The 4,445-nt window shown below is 72.5% G+C and carries 5 protein-coding genes; 4 read left to right on the top strand and 1 reads right to left on the bottom strand.

Annotation, left to right across the window (positions count from 1 at the left end):
• Positions 1-60: 60 nt before the first annotated feature.
• Positions 61-867: a helix-turn-helix domain-containing protein gene (locus CCN29_RS07925; RefSeq protein ID WP_006129851.1), complete on the bottom strand. Its 807-nt coding sequence runs from the start codon at positions 865-867 to the stop codon at positions 61-63.
• Positions 868-1,290: 423 nt separating this feature from the next.
• Here CCN29_RS07925 and CCN29_RS07920 point away from each other — a divergent pair, with 423 nt between their 5' ends.
• From CCN29_RS07920 to CCN29_RS07905, 4 genes are all read left to right on the top strand, one after another.
• Complete coding sequence (locus tag CCN29_RS07920; RefSeq protein WP_234322514.1) at positions 1,291-1,563, top strand: hypothetical protein; 273 nt, start codon at positions 1,291-1,293, stop codon at positions 1,561-1,563.
• Positions 1,560-3,179 carry a glucose-6-phosphate dehydrogenase gene (gene zwf / locus CCN29_RS07915; RefSeq protein ID WP_006129849.1) on the top strand — a complete coding sequence of 540 codons (1,620 nt, stop codon included), beginning with the start codon at positions 1,560-1,562 and terminating at the stop codon, positions 3,177-3,179. Before CCN29_RS07920 ends, zwf begins: the two co-directional genes overlap by 4 nt.
• Positions 3,176-4,111, top strand: a complete 936-nt coding sequence (opcA, locus tag CCN29_RS07910) for a glucose-6-phosphate dehydrogenase assembly protein OpcA (protein ID WP_006129848.1) — start codon at positions 3,176-3,178, stop codon at positions 4,109-4,111. Before zwf ends, opcA begins: the two co-directional genes overlap by 4 nt.
• A partial coding sequence (locus CCN29_RS07905; protein ID WP_503167716.1) for a phosphoglucose isomerase-related protein occupies positions 4,104-4,445 on the top strand: 342 nt, incomplete at its 3' end. The genes opcA and CCN29_RS07905, both read left to right, overlap by 8 nt.

The following is a 4,445-nucleotide window of genomic DNA, read 5'->3' as shown; positions in this document are numbered from 1 at the left end:
CCGAGCGCCGACGAGGGCCCCACGCACCCGCGCGGGGCCCTCGTCGGCGCTCGGCGGAGTTCAGCGGTGTTCCGCACGGAACGCGGCCGGGGCGGTGTCCGTGTGCTGCTGGAAGAACTTGGAGAAGTTCGCCGCGTCGGGGAAGCCGACCGCGGCCCCGACCCGCGCGGTCGGCAGATCGGTGTGCGCGAGCAGCCGCTTGGCCTCCAGGATCACCCGCCGGTCGATGAACGCCTTGGGCGTCCTGCCGGTGGCGGCGCGGACCACGCGGGCCAGGGTGCGCCGGGAGTAGCCGAGGGCGTCGGCGTACGCGCTGACGCTGTGGTTGGTGGCGAAGTCCCGTTCCACGGCCTCCCGGAAGAGGGTGAAGGCGCTGTCCTCGGCCGGCCGGGGAGCGCGGTCGGAACCGGCGGCGAGATGGGCGAGCCGCAGCAGGAACGCGGTCAACGCGTGGCGCAGTACGGCCGTGTGGAGGCTCAGCGGCAGGGTGGCGGTGTCCTCGTACTCGCGGCGGAGCTGTTCGGCCGCGGCGCGGAGTGCGGTCAGCTGGGCCGGGCCGGGGCGCATCAGCGGCGGCCGGTCGTAGCGGTAGAGGCCGGTGGCCTCGACGGTGGCGCGGGGCAGGAAGCCGGGCTGCATGGTGAGGACGGTTCCGCGGTACTCGGCGTCCCGGGAGAAGCGGTGGACCTGCCCGGGGCGGATCCACAGCACGTCGCCCGCCGTGGCCTCGTACTCGGTGAAGTCGATCATGTGCCGGAGCGGTCCGCCGTCGAGCAGCATCACGACGTGGAAGTCGATGCGGTGCACCCGGTCCAGGGGCGCGTCGGCCCGCCAGGTGCGGTCGGGGTCCATGGGGGCGATCTGCATGCCGACCCCGCAGACGCTCCGCCCGACCGGGAAGGGAAGGGTTCTGATTCCGCCGCTGTCGCGCCCGTGCGCCGTACGAACGCCGCCGTCGCGCCCGCGCCCGTCCGCCGTCCGGGCGCCGCCGTCACCCCCCTGGGGGAATCCGCCTGCCATGTCTCCCATGTCCGTCACCTGCTCGTCGGGCGCCCCGTCCGGGAGCGCCCGGTGTCCCACTTTCACCACAGGCTGGCACACCGGAACCTCGTCGTGAATAAGTCAGACTTTTACTTTTGAACGCGCTGCAGAGTTCCTTCCGCCCGGATCGAGGGCCACGTGAAGACGAGCACCCGCACGGCGGGCCGGCCCGGCCGGCCGGCGGGGAATCGCCGGAGTCCGGGCGCGGTTGACGCGAGCGCGAGAGAGAAGACGATCAGCGTGATCCGCATGATGCACGAAGAAGTGTTCGACACCTCCGGCCGGTCCGGAACCGACGGCCGGCCGCCCCCGGGGGAGGGCAGGCGGGAGTGCACCGGGGTGAAGGACCCCGCGGACAAGGACACCCTGTATGGGGAGGACCCCTCCGCGGCGGCCGGGAACGCGTACGACGGGACGGCGCAGCCGGGGAACCCGGGCAGGGCGAGGTTCGTGGACGCCGGGCCGTGGCCGCGCCAGGCGGCGGCGACGGCGTCCGACAGCGAGGGAGTTGACGCGGAATGACCGACGAGACCACCGAACCGGCGGTGGACGCCCCCGAGGCGGCGCGGGAGGAACAGCGGGCGGACGCCGTCACCGCCCTCACCGCGCCCCCGCCCGGCTGGGCCAATCCGCTGCGCGACCCCCGGGACCGCCGGCTGCCCCGGATCGCGGGCCCGTCCGGTCTGGTCATCTTCGGGGTGACCGGCGACCTGTCCCGCAGGAAGCTGATGCCGGCCGTGTACGACCTCGCCAACCGGGGGCTGCTGCCGCCGGGCTTCTCGCTGGTGGGCTTCGCCCGCCGCGACTGGGAGGACCAGGACTTCGCCGAGGTGGTGCACGACGCGGTCAAGGAGCACGCGCGCACCCCCTTCCGTGAGGAGGTCTGGCAGCAGCTGTCGGAGGGCATGCGGTTCGTGCCCGGCGACTTCGACGACGACCACGCCTTCGACCAGCTGCGCAAGGCGGTCGACGAGCTGGACGCCTCCCGCGGCACCAGCGGCAACTACGCCTTCTACCTCTCCGTGCCGCCGAAGTTCTTCCCGAAGGTGGTGCAGCAGCTCAAGAAGCACGGCCTGGCGGACGCGCCCGAAGGGTCCTGGCGGCGCGCGGTCATCGAGAAGCCGTTCGGGCACGACCTGAGGTCCGCGCAGGAGCTCAACGCGATCGTGCACGAGGTGTTCGACCCGGAGCAGGTGTTCCGCATCGACCACTACCTCGGCAAGGAGACCGTCCAGAACATCCTGGCGCTGCGCTTCGCCAATCAGATGTTCGAACCCATCTGGAACCGGTCCTTCGTGGACCACGTACAGATCACCATGGCCGAGGACATCGGCATCGGCGGCCGGGCCGGCTACTACGACGGCATCGGCGCCGCCCGCGACGTCATCCAGAACCACCTCCTCCAGCTCATGGCGCTCACCGCGATGGAGGAACCGGCCTCCTTCGACGCGGCGTCGCTGCTCACCGAGAAGCTGAAGGTGTTCCGCGCCGTTCGGCTCCCGGAGGACCTGGGGCTGCACACGGTGCGGGGGCAGTACGCGGCGGCCTGGCAGGGCGGCGCGAAGGTGCGCGGCTATCTGGAGGAGGACGGCATCGACCCGTCCTCGGCGACCGACACCTACGCGGCGATCAAGCTCGGCGTGGACAACCGCCGCTGGGCGGGCGTCCCCTTCTACCTTCGCACGGGCAAGCGGCTGGGCCGCCGGGTGACGGAGATCGCCGTGGTCTTCCAGCGGGCGCCGCACTCCCCCTTCGACACCACGGCCACCGAGGAGCTCGGCCAGAACGCCATCGTGATCCGCGTCCAGCCGGACGAGGGCATGACGGTGCGGTTCGGCTCCAAGGTGCCCGGGACCTCGATGGAGCTGCGGGACGTGACGATGGACTTCGCCTACGGCGAGTCGTTCACCGAGTCCAGCCCGGAGGCCTACGAACGGCTCATCCTGGACGTCCTCCTGGGGGACGCCAACCTGTTCCCCCGTCACCAGGAAGTGGAAGAGTCCTGGAAGATCCTCGACCCGATCGAGGAGTACTGGGCGTCGCACGGCAGGCCTGCGCAGTACACATCGGGCAGCTGGGGACCCGCGGAAGCCGACGAGATGCTCGCACGAGACGGACGGAGCTGGCGCAGGCCATGAAGATCGACCTGACCGACACCACGGCAAGCAACATCAACAAGGCGCTGGTACGGGGCCGCCGCGCCATCGGCACCCCGGCCGTGGGCATGGTCCTGACGATGGTGATCGTCACGGACGAGGAGAACGCCTACGACGCCATCAAGGCGGCCGAGGAAGCGTCGCACGAGCACCCCTCGCGCACCCTGGTCGTCATCAAGCGGCACGCCCGCAACCCGCGCGAGCGCACCCACTCCCGGCTGGACGCCGAGGTACGGGTCGGTTCGGAGGCCGGCACCGGCGAGACGGTGGTGCTGCGCACCTACGGCGAGGTGTCCGAGCACGCCGACTCGGTGGTGCTGCCGCTGCTGCTGCCGGACGCCCCGGTGGTGGTGTGGTGGCCGGCCGACGCCCCCGAGAACCCCTCCCGGGACCCGCTCGGCGCGCTCGGCCAGCGCCGGATCACCGACCTGTACGCGGCGGAGGACCCGATGGCGGTCCTGCGCGCCCGGCAGCGCGCCTACGCGCCCGGCGACACCGACCTGGCCTGGACCCGGCTGACCCTGTGGCGCTCCATGCTCGCCGCCGCCCTCGACCAGGCGCGGACCACCGTCACGTCGGCGACCGTCGAGGCCGAGGCGGAGAACCCGGCCGCGGAGCTGCTGGCGCGCTGGCTGGAGGCGCGGCTGCGGGTCCCCGTCGAGCGCGTGGTGACCGCGGGCCCCGTGGTCACGGCGGTCCGGCTGGGCACCGAGGACGGCGAGGTCGTCATCGACCGCCCCGAGGGCCCGCTGGCCACGCTCACCCTGCCCGGCCAGCCCCCGCGCCGGCTGGCCCTGAAGGTCCGCTCCACCGCCGAACTCATCGCCGAGGAGCTGCGGCGCCTCGACGCGGACGAGATGTACGCCGTCGCCCTGCGCGGCGAGGCCACCGAGGAGATCCCCGCCCATGTCTGACGTCCCCGAACCGACCCGCCTCCCCGAGTGGGCCGCCCTGGAGCAGCACCGCGCGCAGGGGCTGCCGGGCCTGCGCGACCTGTTCGCCGACGACCCGTCCCGCGCCGAGCGGTACGTCGTGCACGTCGGCGACCTGCGGATCGACTACTCCAAGCATCTGGTCATCGACGAGACGCTGCGGCTGCTGCGTGAACTGGCCGCTGCGACGGACGTGTTCGGGCTGCGGGACGCGATGTTCCGCGGGGAGCGGATCAACACCACCGAGGACCGCGCGGTGCTGCACACCGCGCTGCGGGCGGCGCGCGACGCGGTCGTCGAGGTCGACGGGGAGAAC

This window comes from Streptomyces pseudogriseolus (genome assembly GCA_002154585.1).
GTDB lineage: Bacteria > Actinomycetota > Actinomycetes > Streptomycetales > Streptomycetaceae > Streptomyces > Streptomyces pseudogriseolus.
Note: the sequence above shows the minus strand (reverse complement) of the source record. Positions and strands in the feature narration are given on the sequence as shown.